The organism is Dokdonia sp. Dokd-P16 (assembly GCF_003095655.1).
Classification (GTDB): Bacteria; Bacteroidota; Bacteroidia; order Flavobacteriales; family Flavobacteriaceae; genus Dokdonia.
The window spans coordinates 922609-938982 of sequence record NZ_CP029151.1 but is presented as its reverse complement, the minus strand read 5'-3'; the positions used below and the strand labels follow the sequence as shown (position 1 = coordinate 938982).

Annotated in this window: 16 protein-coding genes and 1 tRNA gene; 10 read left to right on the top strand and 7 right to left on the bottom strand. The window is 37.1% G+C overall.

Annotated features, from left to right (window positions below):
• Positions 1-3: 3 nt before the first annotated feature.
• Positions 4-486: a toxin-antitoxin system YwqK family antitoxin gene (locus DCS32_RS04265; RefSeq protein ID WP_108877142.1), complete on the bottom strand. Its 483-nt coding sequence runs from the start codon at positions 484-486 to the stop codon at positions 4-6.
• 67 nt (positions 487-553) lie between these two features.
• On the opposite strand from DCS32_RS04265, the gene DCS32_RS04260 reads away from it, so the two are divergent.
• Both DCS32_RS04260 and DCS32_RS04255 read left to right on the top strand, forming a co-directional pair.
• Positions 554-1666, top strand: a complete 1113-nt coding sequence (locus DCS32_RS04260) for an NAD(P)/FAD-dependent oxidoreductase (protein ID WP_108877141.1) — start codon at positions 554-556, stop codon at positions 1664-1666.
• A gap of 83 nt (positions 1667-1749) precedes the next feature.
• Positions 1750-2208, top strand: a complete 459-nt coding sequence (locus DCS32_RS04255; protein ID WP_013751029.1) for a hypothetical protein — start codon at positions 1750-1752, stop codon at positions 2206-2208.
• Here DCS32_RS04255 and DCS32_RS04250 read toward each other — a convergent pair.
• Positions 2192-3148 carry an ABC transporter ATP-binding protein gene (locus DCS32_RS04250; RefSeq protein WP_108877140.1) on the bottom strand — a complete coding sequence of 319 codons (957 nt, stop codon included), beginning with the start codon at positions 3146-3148 and terminating at the stop codon, positions 2192-2194. The two genes, DCS32_RS04255 and DCS32_RS04250, sit on opposite strands and share 17 nt — an antisense overlap.
• Before the next feature lie 89 nt (positions 3149-3237).
• On the opposite strand from DCS32_RS04250, the gene DCS32_RS04245 reads away from it, so the two are divergent.
• The 3 genes from DCS32_RS04245 to DCS32_RS04235 all read left to right on the top strand — a co-directional run bounded on the left by DCS32_RS04245 (position 3238) and on the right by DCS32_RS04235 (position 5909).
• On the top strand, positions 3238-4209 hold the full coding sequence (locus tag DCS32_RS04245) for a type I phosphomannose isomerase catalytic subunit (RefSeq protein WP_108877139.1): 972 nt from the start codon (positions 3238-3240) through the stop codon (positions 4207-4209).
• Between the two features lie 110 nt (positions 4210-4319).
• Complete coding sequence (locus DCS32_RS04240) at positions 4320-5546, top strand: metallophosphoesterase (RefSeq protein WP_108877138.1); 1227 nt, start codon at positions 4320-4322, stop codon at positions 5544-5546.
• 63 nt (positions 5547-5609) lie between these two features.
• Positions 5610-5909, top strand: coding sequence for a thioredoxin family protein (locus tag DCS32_RS04235; RefSeq protein WP_108877137.1), 300 nt, complete (start codon positions 5610-5612; stop codon positions 5907-5909).
• A gap of 5 nt (positions 5910-5914) precedes the next feature.
• On the opposite strand, the gene DCS32_RS04230 is transcribed toward DCS32_RS04235, so the two are convergent.
• Genes DCS32_RS04230 through DCS32_RS04220 form a run of 3 tightly spaced genes read right to left on the bottom strand, consistent with a single transcriptional unit; the run spans position 5915 to position 10857 of the window.
• Positions 5915-6580 carry a polysaccharide deacetylase family protein gene (locus DCS32_RS04230; protein WP_108877136.1) on the bottom strand — a complete coding sequence of 222 codons (666 nt, stop codon included), beginning with the start codon at positions 6578-6580 and terminating at the stop codon, positions 5915-5917.
• Positions 6581-7525 (bottom strand): TerC/Alx family metal homeostasis membrane protein, encoded by a 945-nt coding sequence (locus DCS32_RS04225; protein ID WP_108877135.1) that lies wholly within the window; start codon positions 7523-7525, stop codon positions 6581-6583.
• Positions 7526-7533: 8 nt separating this feature from the next.
• Positions 7534-10857, bottom strand: coding sequence for a DUF2723 domain-containing protein (locus DCS32_RS04220; protein WP_108877134.1), 3324 nt, complete (start codon positions 10855-10857; stop codon positions 7534-7536).
• A gap of 250 nt (positions 10858-11107) precedes the next feature.
• On the opposite strand from DCS32_RS04220, the gene DCS32_RS04215 reads away from it, so the two are divergent.
• From DCS32_RS04215 to DCS32_RS04195, 5 genes are all read left to right on the top strand, one after another.
• Positions 11108-11180: transfer RNA gene (locus DCS32_RS04215), tRNA-Gln, on the top strand.
• 107 nt (positions 11181-11287) lie between these two features.
• The gene (locus DCS32_RS04210) at positions 11288-11509 is read left to right on the top strand and encodes a hypothetical protein (RefSeq protein WP_108877133.1); all 222 of its coding nucleotides are present in this window, start codon (positions 11288-11290) and stop codon (positions 11507-11509) included.
• A gap of 77 nt (positions 11510-11586) precedes the next feature.
• On the top strand, positions 11587-12312 hold the full coding sequence (locus DCS32_RS04205; protein ID WP_108877132.1) for a GLPGLI family protein: 726 nt from the start codon (positions 11587-11589) through the stop codon (positions 12310-12312).
• Between the two features lie 255 nt (positions 12313-12567).
• On the top strand, positions 12568-12819 hold the full coding sequence (locus DCS32_RS04200) for a Rho termination factor (RefSeq protein ID WP_108877131.1): 252 nt from the start codon (positions 12568-12570) through the stop codon (positions 12817-12819).
• A gap of 59 nt (positions 12820-12878) precedes the next feature.
• Positions 12879-13379, top strand: coding sequence for a pyridoxamine 5'-phosphate oxidase family protein (locus DCS32_RS04195; protein ID WP_108877130.1), 501 nt, complete (start codon positions 12879-12881; stop codon positions 13377-13379).
• On the opposite strand, the gene DCS32_RS04190 is transcribed toward DCS32_RS04195, so the two are convergent.
• Positions 13376-14269 (bottom strand): mechanosensitive ion channel family protein, encoded by an 894-nt coding sequence (locus DCS32_RS04190; protein ID WP_108877129.1) that lies wholly within the window; start codon positions 14267-14269, stop codon positions 13376-13378. The two genes, DCS32_RS04195 and DCS32_RS04190, sit on opposite strands and share 4 nt — an antisense overlap.
• A 16-nt stretch (positions 14270-14285) precedes the next feature.
• Entirely contained in the window at positions 14286-16100 is a 1815-nt protein-coding gene (locus DCS32_RS04185; protein WP_108877128.1) for an SLC13 family permease, read from the bottom strand.
• Positions 16101-16374 lie beyond the last annotated feature (274 nt).

Below are 16374 nucleotides of genomic sequence, written 5' to 3'. Positions count from 1 at the left end.
ACGCTAGTAGAGTGATACATCAGGATTATCGCGGCGGAAATCACGTATGCTTGTCCACGCGCCTTTTAATTGATTCTTCTCGTATTTTTCTACCTTAAAAAGTTTTTTGTTTTTATATACGAGACAGAAACCATGTAAATGATTGTCAACGTACTGGCTTTTTCTAGTTTCTTGTCGCGCAAGGTCGTAAAAAATCCACCAATTTTGGGCAATTCCGTCTTCATAATGCCCTTCCTTGGTTAGTTTTCCTTGATTATCGTAATAATGCCAGTATTTTGATTTCTTATTGGTTTGATAGTGTCCCTCGGCGGCGATGGTGCCATTCTCGTGATAAAATTTCCAGTATTTTACCTTTTGCTCTCCCATGATCCATCCTTCTGCTTTAATGGTGCCATCATCATGATATTGCTTGCTATACATTCTCGGCTCTGGGAGTGAAAATGCTATAAAAGCTAGTAAGATCGTAGTAATTGCCTGCGCTGTCATACGAGTGTTAGACGAGAGAAATTTGAGGCACTAACATAGAACACGTATTTTTAATGAAAAATATCTAATGAATCTAAGTTTTTGGGAGCGAGAATCGTGGTTTAATAATTTAGACTATACCATTGTAGGTAGCGGTATCGTGGGATTATTGTGTGCAATACGCTTACGCGAAAAAGATGCCAACTCAAAAATAGTAATCTTAGAAAAGGGATTGTTGCCTAATGGTGCGAGCACAAAAAATGCTGGTTTTGCATGTTTTGGAAGTATCTCAGAATTACTAGAAGATCTCAAAACACACTCAGAAGAAGAGATGGTCTCACTAGTAAAACAACGTGTGGAAGGTTTGAAACTGTTGAGAAGCATGCTGGGTGATCAAGAAATAGATTATCAAGAACATGGAGGTTACGAGCTTTTTACCTCAAATGATAAAGTGTTGTATGAAGAATGTGTTGATAATCTATCCCGTATAAATAAGTTGTTATTTCCAGTTTTTAATAAAGATGTTTACACGCTGCAGGATGATGCATTTGGTTTTGATGGTATAGAAAATAAGGTGATTTTTAATAATTGCGAAGGCCAGATAGATACGGGAATGATGATGAGTGCACTTCTCAAACTCGCACACGCCAAAGGAATACTCATATTAAACGGCATGACTGTAAACTCATATAGAGAAGGAGCCGAGAGTGTGAAAGTTGTAACGGCTCATAATGCATTCATCACAAAAAAGCTCTTCATTGCTACAAATGGCTTTGCAAGCGCGCTAGGACTTAGCGAAGTAAAACCAGCGAGAGCGCAGGTGTTAATCACACATCCTATTCCAGAACTCAAAGTGAAAGGTACATTTCATCTCGATAAAGGATATTATTACTTTAGAAATATTAATGATAGAATTCTTTTAGGGGGAGGGAGAAATCTAGATATGCAAGGAGAGGAAACGATGGAGATGTCTCAAACAGTACTTATTCAAAATGAGCTAGAGCGACTGCTTGCTGAGGTAATTTTACCAAATACTCCTTATACTATAGATCACAGATGGAGTGGTATCATGGGTGTGGGTGTTCAAAAAAAGCCTGTCGTTAAAAAATTGTCTAAGCATACTTATTGCGGCGTGCGCCTGGGAGGGATGGGAGTTGCCATAGGAAGTACCATAGGTAAAAACCTCGCAGATTTAATTTAAAATTTTGTAGCTAGTGATTGTAACCTTTTATGTGTTTACACGTATAATAAGTTTATTGTCACATAACCATAGGCAAGTAATTTATGAATCATCAAGAAATAAAATTAGAACTCTTTACAAAATGCACACAGTGGATTGTAAACCGTCGCAATAAGGTAGAAACTGTGATTGCAGATATCATGGAATCGCTAGAAGACGAGACTAAAAGTTCGGCGGGAGATAAGCATGAGACAGGACGAGCGATGCTACAGATTGATCGCGAGCAAGCGGGCGAGCAACTTAAAGAAATAGGGAAGATAGAAGATGCCTTATCTAAAGTTGATATCAAAGTAAAGAGCGACTACGTGCGCCTAGGCAGTGTAGTTCATACCTCTACAAATCGTTTCTTTATCTCGGTTTCGGCAGGAGAAATAAAAATAGAAGGAAGACCTTATTATGCGATAGCACTTGCATCGCCTATGGGGCAATTATTATTGAGTAAGAAAAAAGGTGATGTAGTACGCTTTCGCGAAAGCGATATTACCATTACTTCGGTGTACTAATTTTAAGGCCTAGTATAACATCTGTATGTGTAGGATATGGAGCTGATGTATTAAAGAGAACAATTTTATCTCCTACCATAGCGGTTACCAAATAGTGCGAACCCATAAAATAGCAATCTGTAACGGTTGCTATTTTTCCATCGGTTACTGTCGTAATCTCGTGAGGATGTAATAATAGGGTAGCATCACCTTGGTAATCTTTAAAAAACCAGGTTTTAGGCAGTACATTAATATCTCCAAAAAGCGAACCAACGTAATAGCTAGGAGGGTTCTTATACAATGCTAGTGTCTCATCATGAGCGATTACTTTTCCACCTTTCATCACTACGGTTTTATCCATAAAGGCTAGTACATCTGTACTATCATGCGTTGCAACTAAGCAGGTGATTTGTTGTTTTTTTAGGTAGCTAAATAACCTACGGCGTAATTTATTTTTTCTAAAGTTATCTATGTGTGAGAATGGCTCGTCTAGCAGGAGTAATTCTGGTTCTTTGGCTAGCGTTTGTGCGAGTGCAACACGTTGTTTTTGTCCGCCAGAGAGCGTTTTTACGTGTGCGTTTGCATACGCCGTCATTTCAACCACTTCCATGAGCTCATCTGTGCGCGCCTTACTCGCTTCAGGCTCTAGTCTGCTTAAGTATTTATTAATATTTTCTGCTACCGAAGTGAATGGCATGAGGTCAAAATCTTGAGAAAGATATTTTATAAAAGGCATTCCTGGTATGAGATGATCTTCTGGACCGGTGATTTTTTCTTCTTTCCATGTGATTGCCCCTTCATCTAGATCATAAAGTCCATAAACCATTTTGAGTAAGGTGGTCTTACCACAACCGCTTTCTCCTATAAGCGCGATATGATCACCTTGGCTGATAGACAAGTTGATAGGACCTATTGTAAAGCGGTTAGAAATATGAAATAGTACATCTTTTAATTTAAGCATAGTGTTTACAAAAATACAGATAGCGAATCAAGAAATAGAAGTGATAGAAAAATTTAAGGTAAGCTGTATATTTGCGACCTATTTAGACTATGAAACTATATCCCCTATTTTTTACTCCACACTTTAAATACCGCCTTTGGGGTGGTGATAAGTTGCGCACAGAGCTCAATAAAGAATTTAGTGGAGATCAGATAGGTGAATCTTGGGAGGTTTCTGATGTAGAAGGTAGCGAGACACAAGTGTCAAACGGGCCGCTTGCAGGTAATACCTTACATGATCTCATTACCACTTATGGAGCGCAATTTTTAGGAGCATCCGTGCTTGAACGATTTGGTACAAATTTCCCGTTACTTATTAAATTTCTAGACGCCAAAACTCCGCTTTCTATACAAGTGCATCCAGATGATAAGGTAGCAAAGGAGCGTCATAATTCTTTTGGAAAAAATGAGATGTGGTATATCATGCAAGCAGATCATGATGCAAGTATTATTGTTGGTTTTGAAGAGGATACTTCAAAAGAACAATATGAAAAAGCTGTAAAGGATGGAAATATTGTAGATCTTTTACATACAGAATACATAAAAGAAGGTGATGTATTTCATATTCCTACAGGTAGAGTACATGCCATAGGTGCAGGTGTATTACTAGCCGAAATACAGCAAACATCTGATGTTACTTATCGCATTTTTGATTACAATAGAATAGATGCAAAAACAGGAGCATTGCGTGATCTCCATAGTGAGGAGGCTATTGATGTAGTAGACTTAAAAGGATATGACACCTATAATACTCCTTATAAAACCCAGGTTAATGAAGCTGTTTCTATCATGGAAACACCATATTTCCAAACAGCTATTTTGACCTTAGAAGGAGATACAACCAGAGATTATAGTAATAAGGATTCTTTTACAATTCTTATGTGTGTAGATGGTAATGCAACGTTTTCATGTAATGATGAGGTGTACACATTTAAAAAAGGACAGACCGTAGTATTACCAGCGGTTGTAAATGGACTTTCGTTTACAAGCAGTCATGCAAAAATCTTAGAAGTCACTGTTTGATAGGTACGCTTTCGCGAAAGCGTATGTAAATAACACCTTTATAGTTAAAGAAACGTGAAACGGAACTCTACTAATAGTTCACCCTATATTTTTACCTAAATTCATAAACTGTGCTCAGATTTATTTTTATTATCCTATTTGTGATTGCCCTAGATATATATGCCTACCAAGCATTTAGATTTCTTGTAAAAGGCCGCTGGGGAACCATTTTATACTTTCTTATTACCTTATTTATAATAGGAGGGATGATCTATCAATTCTCTACTGGAGGACGACGTAACATGAGTGCTTTAACACAATTCTTTGTGGTCTCATTTATCATTCTCATTGTTTGTAAGCTAATCATTATTGCAACCATGTTTGGAGAAGATATCTTTAGACTTATACGTGGTGGTGTGCATAAAATATCGGCAAGCTCAGAAGGTAAAGCAATTCCCTCTCGCCGTAAATTTGTAAGTCAGATTGCGTTAGGGCTAGCAGCAATACCATTTGCATCTATTTTATACGGAGTTATAAAAGGGCGTTATAATTTTAAAGTCCTTAAGTATACGCTCACGTTTGATGACCTTCCAGCTGCCTTTGATGGTTATAAGATTACACAAATAAGTGACATACATAGTGGAAGCTTTGATAATAAGGAGAAGGTAAACTATGCTATAGATCTTATTAATGAGCAGGCTAGTGATGCTATCTTATTTACTGGTGATATGGTAAATAATGAAGCGAGCGAGATGGATGAATGGCAAGATTCTTTCGCTCGTTTGCGTGCAAAAGATGGGAAGTTTTCTGTTTTAGGAAATCATGACTATGGCGATTATGTAGAGTGGCCTACGCCTCAGGCAAAAATAGATAACCTCAATAGGCTCAAAGAAATCCAAAAAGAGATGGACTTTAAGCTATTACTTAATGAGCACCACTTTATTGAAAGAGATGGAGAGCGTCTTGCAATTGTAGGAGTAGAAAACTGGGGTGAAGGCGGATTTAAAAAAGCGGGAGATCTCAATAAAGCAATAAACGGGCTTGATAAGGAGGAGTTTAAAGTACTAATGAGTCATGACCCTTCTCACTGGGAGTTTGAGGTAAAGGATCACCCAGAGCATTTTCACTTAACGCTTAGTGGTCACACGCATGGCATGCAATTTGGTATTGAGATACCAGGTTGGTTTAAATGGAGTCCTGTAAAGTGGCGCTATAAATACTGGGCAGGTATCTATGAAGATGCAAAGCAGTATATAAATGTAAACCGTGGTTTTGGGTATCTTGCTTTTCCTGGAAGGGTAGGGATTTGGCCTGAGATAACTGTTATAGAGTTGAAAAGAGCTAGTGCAAACGCATAATACCAATAAAGTGCTATCTTTACTAAGCACGTAATCCTTAATTGATTAATAAAATCCATAGGTATGTCAAAATTTGGAGAACTTATAGACGTAAATATTCCGATACTGTTAGACTTTTATACAGACTGGAATGAAAATTCAATGGCAATGCATCCTGTTCTTAGGGAAGTAGCTGCCGCAATAGGCGATAAGGGAAAAGTGATTAAGATAGATGTAGATAAGAATAACAAGCTTGCCGAAGCATTGCGCATTAAAGCGTTACCTACCCTAATTATTTATAAAAACGGGGAGATGATATGGCGTCAAAGCGGAGCGCTAGATGCAAATACCATTATTGGTATTATGGAAGAGTACTCAGTATAATAACACTACAATTTCCCAAAGCTAAATCCAGCTTTTTCAAAATACTCAATAGCTTTAGGAAGCGCATATTGTAAATTCTTAAATGCTTTTACACTGTCGTGAAAAACGATAATATCTCCATCCTGAGCAGTATCAATTACGTTATGTAGACATGCTTCCGGAGTAATACTTGACTCCCAGTCATAAGCAACTATACGATACATTACGATTTTATATCCCATCTTGCGCAATGCAGATGCCTGCTTACGCTTTACTTTTCCATATGGTGGTCTAAATAGCGTACTTGTTAATGCGTCAGGATTACCTTCTATATGCTTGCTCATCTCAAGTTCGGCGAGCTGTGTGTTTTTTAAATACGTCTCGTTATCCGTTTTCCATCCCTGTAAGTGATTGTAGGTGTGATTCCCTATGGAGTGACCTTCGGCAAGGATTCTTTTAAACACCTCTGGATGCTTACGCACATTATCTCCTATGCAAAAAAAAGTGGCGGGTATAGGGTTGTCACGCTTTCGCGAAAGCGTATCCAAAACAAAATCGGTCACCTCAGGAATAGGTCCGTCGTCAAAGGTGAGATAGATAGTTTTCTTACCTTTTGGTTTGCTCCACAAATACCAACTTGGATACAACCAGGTAACTATGGAAGGTACTCGAGAAGGTTTTAAAAAGCTCATCTATAGTCGCGTCTGATCTTTGCTAAGAGAGTACATAACCCCTGCGCCTAGACATACGAAAATGACAACGAGTGATAACCATTCTGGGAACGGATAGTAATGACCTACAATAAGTTTGGCTGCGACAAATAGCAGTATTACAAAAACACTGTACTTAAGATACTTAAATCGCTCTAGCATATTGGCTAGAAAGAAATAGAGCGATCTCAACCCCATAATGGCAAATATATTTGAACTGTATACGATAAAGGGGTCCTTTGTAATGGCTAGTATTGCAGGAATGCTATCTAAGGCAAAAAGTAAATCTGTAAGCTCTATGGTAACCAGTGCTCCAAATAAAGCTGTAAAAACGCGCTTTCCATCTACTGTAGTGACCCAATTATCTCCGTCTATTATTTTTGAGAATTTAAACCATTTTGCAAATCCCTTTGGTTCTTCATTCTTTACAGGTTCTTGATCGTCTTTGAGCATCTTGAATGCTGTAAAGAGTAGGATGCCTCCAAAAATGAAGTGCATTCCAGGTATTTTATTAATAAGTGTAATACCTACTCCGATAAGTAATGCTCTAAATATGATGGCGCCCAAAATCCCTAAAAACAACAGTCTATGTTGGAACTGGCTTGGAATCTTAAAAGAGGTGAAGATTACTGCAATCACAAATAGATTATCTACACTGAGCGATAGCTCCACCAGATAACCTGTTAAGTAGGTGACTACTGCTTTTGTGCCAGAATAATCATAAGGATTTGCTACGAGTCCTGAGCTATAAAACCAATAAATAAGCCCTCCAAAGAGAAGGGCGTTAGTTATAAAAAAGATGGTCTCGTACGATGCTTTTTTAACGCTTATGGTTGTTCCTTTTTTGTGAAGTACAAAAAAGTCTATAAGCAGTAGGATAACTATATAGCCTATTAATAAGGCCCATGGTAAAATATTCTCCTGCATCGTTGAGATTAGTTTAAATCTGTCATTACTTCGTCTCTTACGCTATCTTGGGCTGGAATCTCAATGGACGGTTCAGGTAGTGTTTCAAGTAACTCTTGAGGAATTTCCTCTCCTTCATCATCATCGCCCATTAAGTAAGGGAACGTACGCATGTAGTTATCAAAGACTGTTGCTTCTTTTTCAAACAGTTCTCTATCGTCATTTATAATAAGCAGATCTACAAGACTTCTGTACTTCTCAATATTAGTCAAGATTTCTTCGTAATATTTGTATTGAAGTTCTTCGTCCACCTTGCTAAAGTAAGTTAGTTGCTCTTGATACTTAGCAGCAACTTCTTTCCATATTTCTTGAGCACGTTGCGTTTCTCCTATCTCATAATATCCAGTAATATATGGTTCTACAAGCGTGTAAAATTCAAAGATGTCTACAGGCATTTTCTCCATAGCGAGATCCATGATTTCCTTTGCTTTTTCTGGCTTGTTTTCTGCGAGAAGTTGCTCCACTAGACGTGCCATGTTACCTCTATAGGTAATAGCATTAGTGCGTGTCTCACGATCGTGATAGATATCTGGGCTTCCACTGTTGCCCCAATACCATTTCTTTACGATGTCATACATCTTATCTGCATCTACGCGACCCATATCATAAGGATTACGAGGATCGATAGGAGTCCTTATTGGGATAAGTTTATAAGCTACACCATCTAGTTGTAGGTAGTCCTTCATCCATAAGTAGTCATCATCACCAAAGCTTCCACCAGTAAAGTAAATAGGTCGTTCCCAGTTATTGCTAGCAATAATGTCGAGCATAAGCAGCCTGTTCTTGTAAAGAACATTCCCTTTAAGTTCAATGTCTATGTATGGTACAATGCTATCTGCATCATCCATAGGGACAATCTTGTTCTTGAGTACGGTTTCCTTATTTACTGGAATGCGCACCTTTTTGCTAGGGAAGGTGTTAAAAAACTGCCCTTTTGCATACTCTACCTTTGTTCTAGGATCATCGCTAGCAACAAAACTCATCCATTGTGAGATAGGAATAATAGAGTCTTTAGTTTCTTGATAAAATAGTGCCTCACGGTTAGATGCTGCATACTTATCATGTGTAAGCGAACTAGGCACTGGAGGACTTTTATATGCCGCTCTCTTCATCTGGTCGTAGTACCAATCTGTATTAATCAAACTAGTATTTACAATACGCACATCAGTACGATATCCTTCAATTTCTTGTGCATACCAAAGAGCAAACGTATCGTTGTCACCTATTGTGAATATAATGGCATTCTCATCTACAGAGTCTAGGTACTTCTTTGCCATGGCAAGTGCCGTTTTCCTTCCTGAGCGATCATGGTCATCCCAGTTTTGTGAGGCAAGTAATACAGGAGCAGCTAGTAAACATATAACAGCCACAATAGGCATTGCTATTTTAGGTTTTATAAAATCTTTTACAATATCAAATAGCGCATAGACACCAAAACCTATCCACATCGCAAAGACATAGAAGGATCCCACTAGCGCATAATCACGCTCACGAGGTTCAAAAGCACGTTCATTTAAGTACACTTTTAGTGCAAGACCTGTAAATAAGAAGAAGACTAGTAATACTGCAAAACGTTTCCAGTCTTTACTTGCGTGAAAAAGAAGACCTAATAATCCCAATAATAGCGGAAGAAAGAAATAAGTGTTACGAGCTTTGTTATCAGCAACATCAGACGGTAAATTGTCTTGAGGTCCTAAGAACATACTGTCTATAAAGTCTATTCCAGAAATCCAGTTTCCGTTAAAGTCATCGCCTTTACCTTGTATATCATTTTGTCTTCCTACAAAGTTCCACATGAAGTAACGCCAGTACATATACCCAAACTGGAAGCTGAACATATAATTCATGTTTGCTCCAAAGGATGGTTTTTCTACATCTAGGTAACTTCCTATCTGGCTCTTTAGAAAGGCATCATAACCTTCATAATTTACCTTTCCGTCTCTGTAATCTATCTTGAACTGAGTTACAACTTCTTGAAGATACTGGCGATCTTCCTCTGGCATATCAGGATCATACTTGATACTGAATTTTAAAGGACCCGTATACTGCATGTAATTTGCATTATTTTCTGGGCTCCACATTCTTGGTAAGATAGCATTATGCGCATCATCAAGATTTTGCTTTGCATTGCGCCACTCATTTACCACAACATATTTTCCAAGCGCTTCGTCTTTCTCGTATAACTTCGGTTTGTCGAGGTATGGCGTATCTGGATCTAGTCCAGAATAGTCTGAGGTAAATTGAGGTCCATAAAAGAGTTTTGTTTCGGCATATTGCTCACGGTTGTAATAAGCAAGTAGTGATCGAGCATTTGACGGATTGTTCTCATTAATAGTTGTACCAGCATTTGCACGTATAGGCAGCATCATCCAGCTAGAAAAACCTATAAAGATGTAAAGCATGCAAAGTAGCATGGTGTTAAGGAGTGGTTTGTTACGCTTTCGCGAAAGCTTAAATCCGTAAACAAATAACCCTACAAGAAGTAAACCTGCTATAATGGTACCACTATTAAAAGGTAGTCCCATAGAGTTTACGAAGAATACTTCTAAGTACCCAAATAATGATAATGTATAAGGAAGTAATAACTTAAAAATAAACATCAAGATGGCTACAACGATAACCAGTGCTATGATGAGATTTTTGGCAGTTATTTTTTCTGTGTTCTTGAAGAAATAAAGTAAGCCAATTGCAGGGATGGTAAGTAATCCCATAAAGTGAATACCAAAGGATAGACCTACAATAAAAGATATTAATATGAGCCAGCGATTTCCTCTAGGTTCGTGCATGTCACGCTCCCACAACAATCCAAGATAGAATAAAAGAGAGAGTACCACGGCTGCTGGGGCATATACCTCTGCTTCTACGGCATTAAACCAAAAGCTATCTGTAAAAGCAAATGCAAGCGCACCTATGGCAGCACTAGCAAGAATTGCTTGTTGTTTTGTTTTTGTAATAAGTTCTGCGTTAATAGCAAGCGATCTCGTGATCAATAAAGTGAGCGACCAAAACATAAAAAGTATGGTAAACGCACTTGTGAGGCACGAAAGATAATTTACAGCAAGTGCTATGTAGGTTGCATCTGGTGCAAAAATAGAAACAAAGGCTCCTAGTATTTGGTAAAGTGGTGCTCCAGGTGGGTGACCTATTTCTAGTTTTGAGGAGGTGGATATGTACTCACCGGCATCCCAGAAACTCGCTGTAGGCTCTACAGTAAGAGAGTAAACAATAAGGGCAATGGCAAATACTGTCCAGCCTAATATCTTATTATACTTCGCAAAATTGAAGTCGGTCATATTGTATATTTTGTAAAGGGACGAAGTTAAGCAATACGTGTGATTTGTGGTAACGTCATAGAGTCATTAATTATTGGGCTTAAAAAAATTTTTTCTGTCTCGGAATGTCATATTTAATTCAAATTCAAATGCTTGTATTACATAGCGTGCTTCAAGAAGAATTTTTATTTTAAAAAAATGAGATTTTTTTAAAATAATGTTTGGATTTCTAAAACTTTGGTTTAAATTTGCACTCGCTATCACAAAATAGTGGCCTATGGTGTAACTGGCAACACGTCTGTTTTTGGTGCAGAAGAGTCTAGGTTCGAAACCTAGTGGGCCAACAAGAAACCCGATCTTTAATTAGATCGGGTTTTTTTTATGAAAAAAAATCAAACTTTTATTGTATGTTTGGCTGGTACATAGAGTATTAACGCTAATTTTTTAAAAAATGAAAAAAGTTATTTTAAGTATTGCCTTTTGTGGGCTTTTTGTAGGTTCTGCATTTCCGATGAATCAGGCAACGGAGATTGAAAGTGAGGTTGAAAGAAGATCAGGTTATGAATGTTTGATCTTGGCAAATTCTGTTGCTACCTATTTTGAATTTGCTGGGTTTCCAGATGAAGTGGCATTTGATATAGCGACTACTGCATTCGAAAAATGCATGGAATAATTTTCATTTTGATAATAATTACAATAAAGCAAGAGCATGGGTGTGTTCTTGCTTTCTTTTTTTAATAAAATTGTTTTATGAAATATTTTGTTTTATTTCTTATGCTGGCTCAAATAAGTCAATGTTTCTCCCAGAACTACAGAGTCACGTACGTAATTGATAATTTTAATATGAATACTGGTAAGAGTGTTGATAATTCTACCTTCAATAGTTTGGAAATTGCCATTAATGAGGCGAGTAGCAACATAAATAAGGTTGATTTTTTTTTAGAAACAAATTATAAGACTAGTGTATTTGAAGGTGAAGAGCGTATAGCGCTCCCAAATGATCCTTTTAATGCTAGGGAATTAATTATTACTACAGTTGGTTTTAGTGGTTATGTGCAGAGTGATTTTACTGAGAAATTTCAATACAATCAGAAGAGTGTCCTAGGTAAAAATTTCATAATTGAAAAGCCTATAGAGAGTAAAAAATGGATCATAACAGATGAAGAATATACAATCTTGGGTAAAAAATGTATAAAAGCATCAACCCGAGAAACTATAAAAAATTCTAAAGGTGTTTTTTATAGAGAAGTTGATGCTTATTTTACCCCAGATTTGACTTTGCAATCTGGTCCAGGAAGTTATAGTGGTTTACCTGGTTTAATCTTGAAGGTGGAGGTGAAGAGTAAAAGTGTAAATTATTCTATTTCAGCAAAATCTATCGAAAAAATAAAATCTTTTCCATTAAAAGATTTTAAGGAGAAAGCTATATCCCAAGAAGATTTTAATAAGCTTCTAGCCGATCGGCTGTCTTATTAAGTCTATTTGTAAGTTGTAGAAACCCGATCTTTAATTAGATCGGGTTTTTTTATGCGCTTAAGTTTTTGATAATATTCTTCCATGCAATCATGCGCGCACAATTATACCTGAATATTAATGTTTTATTGTTTTTTCGTACCCCAAAATCCATCTCATATTTAGAATCATAAAATCTCTTAAAAAAGTTATACTATTCTAAAAACCAATTGATTTAGTGAGCCAAAAGAGTAATTTTAAGATAAAAAATAAATCATCATGGATAAGAATGACAGACCGTCGGTTATGAATGAGGAGCAATACGAAGCATTAAAGGATAAGGGGATGAGCAAGGAGAAAGCTGCACGAATTGCAAATACGCCTGACGCTGGTAAAAAGGGAGGCGCCTCAAAACCTTATGAAGAGCGCTCTAAGAAGGAGCTGTACGAGCAAGCTATGGATTTGGAAATAGACGGTTGTAGTAAGATGGATAAGGAAGAGTTGATAAAAGCTCTGAGAGAAGATCGTTGAATTATTTCACGTTTTCGCGAAAGCGAAAAAAATACAATAACAATTAAAACTAGCAGGAGATGAGTCACAAAAATTTATATAGCGAAGAGGCTATAGAAAAACTACGAGATCTCGCAGAGTCTATTGATTTTGCAATGATGGCAACAGATCTAGAAAAACTACCACTTCATATTGTGCCTATGAGTACAAAGAAAGTAGATGATAGGGGTTCTATCTGGTTTTTAAGTAATAGATATAGTTCTCATAACAAACACCTAGAAAAAGACGCTAGAGTACAGCTTATTTATGGAGATACAACAAGTGTGAGTTTTTTAAGTGTGTATGGTACTGTAAATGTTACTACTAATCAAAAGATAATAGAAGAGCTTTATGCAAAAACAGATGATGCATGGTTTGACGGAAAAGAAGATCCAAACATATGTGCTCTAGAAGTTATACCGAGCCATGTACATTATTGGGATACTAAGGAGAATGCGCTTGTCTCACTAATGTCTTTAGGTTTTGCGGCACTCACAGGGGAGCAGCAAGACTTGAATGAAGAAGGAAAGCTAGAGATTTAATCTCTAGCTTTGTTATTGAGTGCATTAATGGTTGCTTGAGGGATGTCAAGAGTTCTTATAGGGAAAGGGATGTTAATGTCTTCTTGAGCAAATAAGTCATTGATGAGAAGTATGGCTTTATCTTGAGCAGCATACATCTGACTTTTTTTAACGTAATCAATCCAAAATCTGGTCATAAAATTGATGCTGCTATCTCCAAATTCTGTAAAATAAAACTCGATGCGTTCTCCATGTTCTAGTGGGAAATTATCAGTAATTGATTTGGTAACTAGTTCTTTTACCTTGTGTAGGTTTGATCCATAGGCTACGCCACAACTCACGGTGATTCTGCCGCGTTTTACTAGAGAGTAGTTTACAAAAGGTTCTTCTATAAACTTCGAGTTAGGCATTATTACATAATGGTTGTCGGGTCTTCTAAGCACAAGGTTGCGCAGGCTTATTTCATGTACAAATCCTCCATGTTCACTCGTTTCTACATAATCTCCTATTTTGATACGAGGCAAGAAGGAAAGCATAATACCAGAAAAAGTATTTGATAATGTGCTTTGCAGTGCAAGTCCAATTGCTAGGGCAACTACGCCAGCACCCGCAAGTATGGAGGTAAGTGCCTTGTCTAGTTCTAAAACTCCTAGCGCTAAGAAAAATCCAAAGAGAAGAATGATACCGTAAACTATCTTTGAGATAATCCTACGCATAGATTGATCTTGCATTTGTTTTCTCAAGATTCTGCGTAAGAGATTGCTAATACCTCTTGCTATAAAATATGAAAGCACCATTACCAGTATTGCAATTGCGATATTAGGTAGTTTGAGAATAATGGCATCCCACCAGCCTTCAAGTTTTAGTGTGAGTTTTGTAAACGTACCTGTGTTATCTGCTTGTAAATACATATTTGTTAAGGTGAGATTATAACATAGTTGATAGAATGAATGTTGCTAGTATCCATAAGATAATGGAGAGCATGCCGCCTATAATTAAAAAATGTTTGAACTTATAGATACCTGTTCCATAAATAAGAGTGTTGGTCTGGTAACCCACAGGGGTGAAAAAACTAAAATTTGCAGCAAACATAACTGCTAGAATAAATGGTTTTACTGGAAGACTTAATCCTGCAGCTAGTGATAGTGCTACAGGAGTCATAATAATAGCTGTGGCGTTATTTGAGATGGTACCACTTATTAACATTGTGAAGCCAAAAAGCAAGGCGATGACAACGGTAGGTGTTTGTCCGTCAAGAAGTGTGAGGAGGTTTTCTGACAACCACGTATCTGCGCCAGTGTTAGTCATAGCAACTCCCAGTGGAATCATCCCTGCAAGTAAAAATATTATTTGCCAGTTTATTTTGTGATACACATTTTCAAGTGAAATTGAGTTGGTGAGGAGCATGGCGGCAACTCCAGTAAGGGAAGCTCCTAAGATAGAGAGAACTCCAGAAGCCGCTAAGCCTATTACGCCTAACAGAATTATTAATGCAATGCTCTTTTGTAGTGTGGTCTTTCCTATTTTGTAGTCATGCTCATTTAAAATAGCGATGTTTTGTATGCTGTTTAATCTAGATATGGCAGTGGTTTGTGTTTCCACTAGTAAACGGTCTCCAGGTTTTACTCGTATGTTCTCAACATTTTTTCGCAGTAATCTTTCTTGAGTATTTCTTATGTTCTTTCGTTTGTTAATAGCAATAGGAAATGCGCCCTGAAGCGACATGTTTCTTAGGTTTTTAATGGTTTTACCTATCATTTCAGACCCAGGAAGTATAAGTAACTCTACATAAGTGAGTTTTTTATTTTCTGATTGTTGTTGGTCTTCGTTGTCATTTTTGGCGTTGTTTTCTTCCTGTTTCTCATTAAAGCTTATTTCATTGGTAGCTGATAGATCAGTAATCTCAGAAATTTCTGAGAGCAAAATAAGTTCGTCGTCTTCTTGTATGGTTACGTATTTTCCTGGCGCATTAATGACTTGGCGGTCTCTAATGAGTTTTAGAATATGCCCATTTTGGTTGGTTAAGAAGTCTATATCTGCAATCTTCTTTCCTATAAAGGAAGCTTCTGGCTTTACTTTAATTGAGAATACATATTTATCAATTCCGTAATCACCCTGTAGGTCTTTGCTTTTATCTTTCGGTAAGAAGCGCGAGGCAATAGTCATAAAAATTACACCTACTAGAACAAATGCTAGACCTATAAAGGAAAACTCAAAAAAGCCTAAGCTTTCTGCTCCAGCTTCTTTAGCAAGGGAATTTACGATAAGGTTAGTAGAGGTTCCCATAAGCGTACAGCTTCCTCCTAAAATTCCAGCAAAGGAAATAGGCATTAAGAGTTTTGAAGATGAAAAGTTATACTTTTCTGCAAGTTGAGAAACAATCTTTATGAAGATAATCACCACTGCTGTAGTGCTTATAAATGCAGATATGCCTGCAGATACAATCATAAATGCTGGCGTGATAAGTATAAGTGGCAAGAGTTTGAGTTTTCTAATACCATCTGTAAGCCATTGTATGACCCCATTTTCTTCTAACCCTACAGCTAGAATCATGAGTGATAAAATGGTTATAGTTGCGGCGTTAGAAAAACCGCTTATTGCTTCTTCTGGTGTAGTGAGTCCTAGGAGTAGTAGTGAGACTACTACAAACAGTGCAATCTTATCAATTGGGAAAAACTCTGTAACAAAGAGTATTATAGTGGCTCCAATTATTAGAAACACTAAAAGAATAGGTAGTTCCATATTTGATTTTAATGAAGATGTTGTTGGTCTCCTAGTATAAATCTACAGTGGATTGACTTAATGTGATGTGACTTTGTGTATAATTTGTGAGAATATTTATATATTCTTTAATTGTAGTTATTTGCTTTTGGTTAGGGAGTATTTAGTATCACAAGTACGCTAGGGGTTTGCGTGTATTGTGTGGTGTTACGCTTTCGCGAAAGCATAAAAAATCTAGAGCACATCAAGAGTGAATATTCCCTCAAATAGTCAGTAATGAATTATGCTCTAGACT